Annotated in this window: 1 protein-coding gene; it reads left to right on the forward strand. The window is 43.0% G+C overall.

Going from position 1 to position 1194, the window contains the following annotated elements; genetic code table 11:
* The first annotated feature begins 1 nt into the window (after window position 1).
* The gene (tuf, locus tag AVJ19_RS21110; RefSeq protein WP_111861430.1) at window positions 2–1192 is read left to right on the forward strand and encodes an elongation factor Tu; all 1191 of its coding nucleotides are present in this window, start codon (window positions 2–4) and stop codon (window positions 1190–1192) included.
* The last annotated feature ends 2 nt before the right edge of the window (window positions 1193–1194 follow it).

Consider the following 1194-nt stretch of genomic DNA (forward strand, 5'->3'; position numbering starts at 1 on the left):
CATGGCTAAGGCTAAGTTTGAACGTAATAAGCCACACGTAAACGTGGGCACAATCGGTCACGTTGACCATGGTAAAACAACTTTAACAGCTGCAATCGCAACTGTATGTGCAAAAACTTTTGGTGGCGAAGCGAAAGACTATGCTGCAATTGACTCTGCACCAGAAGAAAAAGCACGTGGTATTACAATTAATACTTCTCACGTAGAATACGATTCTCCAATCCGTCACTACGCTCACGTAGACTGCCCAGGACACGCCGATTATGTTAAAAACATGATCACTGGTGCTGCTCAGATGGATGGTGCGATCCTTGTTTGTTCAGCGACTGATGGTCCTATGCCACAAACTCGTGAACACATCCTTCTTTCTCGCCAAGTAGGTGTACCTTACATTCTTGTTTTCTTAAACAAATGTGACATCGTTGATGACGAAGAGTTAATCGAATTAGTAGAAATGGAAGTACGTGAACTTCTTTCTACTTATAACTTCCCTGGTGATGACACTCCAGTAATCCGTGGTTCAGCTTTAGCTGCACTTAACGGTGAAGAAGGTCAATACGGTGTTCCAGCTGTACTTGCTCTTGTTGAAGCGCTTGATACTTATATCCCAGAGCCAGAGCGTGCAATCGATAAAGCATTCTTAATGCCAATCGAAGATGTATTCTCTATTTCTGGTCGTGGTACAGTTGTAACAGGTCGTGTTGAAGCTGGTATCGTTAAAGTTGGCGAAGAAGTTGAAATCGTTGGTATTAAAGATACAGTTAAAACAACTGTAACTGGCGTTGAAATGTTCCGTAAACTTCTTGACGAAGGTCGTGCGGGTGAGAACTGTGGTATTCTTCTACGTGGTACTAAACGTGAAGACGTACAACGTGGTCAAGTATTGGCTAAACCAGGTTCAATCAAACCACACACTAAATTCGATGCAGAAGTATACGTACTTTCTAAAGAAGAAGGTGGTCGTCATACTCCATTCCTTAATGGTTACCGTCCACAATTCTATTTCCGTACAACTGACGTAACTGGTGCAATCCAGTTGAAAGAAGGCGTGGAAATGGTAATGCCTGGTGACAACGTTGAAATGTCAGTAGAATTGATCCACCCAATCGCAATGGACCCAGGTCTACGTTTTGCGATCCGTGAAGGTGGTCGTACAGTAGGTGCTGGTGTAGTTGCTAAAGTAACTGCATAATT

The organism is Acinetobacter sp. CFCC 10889, from assembly GCF_003268395.1.
Classification (GTDB): Bacteria; Pseudomonadota; Gammaproteobacteria; order Pseudomonadales; family Moraxellaceae; genus Acinetobacter.

What these genes read in the sequence shown, in the direction of transcription:
- tuf (WP_111861430.1), top strand. Translation starts at nt 2, where the DNA reads ATGGCTAAGGCTAAGTTTGAACGTAATAAGCCACACGTAAACGTGGGC.